The 500-nt window shown below is 72.6% G+C and carries 1 protein-coding gene; it reads left to right on the plus strand.

Going from position 1 to position 500, the window contains the following annotated elements; genetic code table 11:
- A partial coding sequence (locus A7A76_RS05335) for a LytR/AlgR family response regulator transcription factor (protein ID WP_206410221.1) occupies window positions 1-396 on the plus strand: 396 nt, incomplete at its 5' end.
- Window positions 397-500: the final 104 nt, after the last annotated feature.

Here is a 500-nt window from a genome sequence, read left to right on the forward strand (position 1 = left end):
GACCGCCACGCCGCGCTGCGCGAGATCGCGCGCCAGCTGGCCGCGCGCCGCGCGCCGCAGGAAGACAAGCCCGGCCTGACCTGGATCACCGCCAGCGCCGGCCGCGAGACGCGCCTGATCCTGGTCGACGACGTGGTCTATTTCCGCGCCGACAACAAGTACACCACCGTGGTCACCGCCGACGGCGAAGCGCTGCTGCGCACGCCGATCCGCGACCTGCTCGACCGCCTCGACGGCGAACGCTTCAAGCAGATCCACCGCTCCACCATCGTCAACCTCAAGGCCATCGCCGGCATCGTCCGCGACGACAGCGGCAAGGGCACCGTGCGTCTGCGCGGCCGCCCGGAAACGCTGAGCGTCAGCCAGACCTTCATGGCGCTGTTCAAGAGCATGTAGCCGGAACCGCGGCCGGCGCTGCAAGCGCATCGCCGGCCGCAACCGCACCGCCCGCACCACCCGTCGGCGCCGTCAGCGCCGGCACCCCGCCCGCGCCGCGCTCC

Origin of the sequence: Lysobacter enzymogenes, from assembly GCF_017168095.1 — a bacterium.
Classification (GTDB): domain Bacteria; phylum Pseudomonadota; class Gammaproteobacteria; order Xanthomonadales; family Xanthomonadaceae; genus Lysobacter; species Lysobacter enzymogenes_D.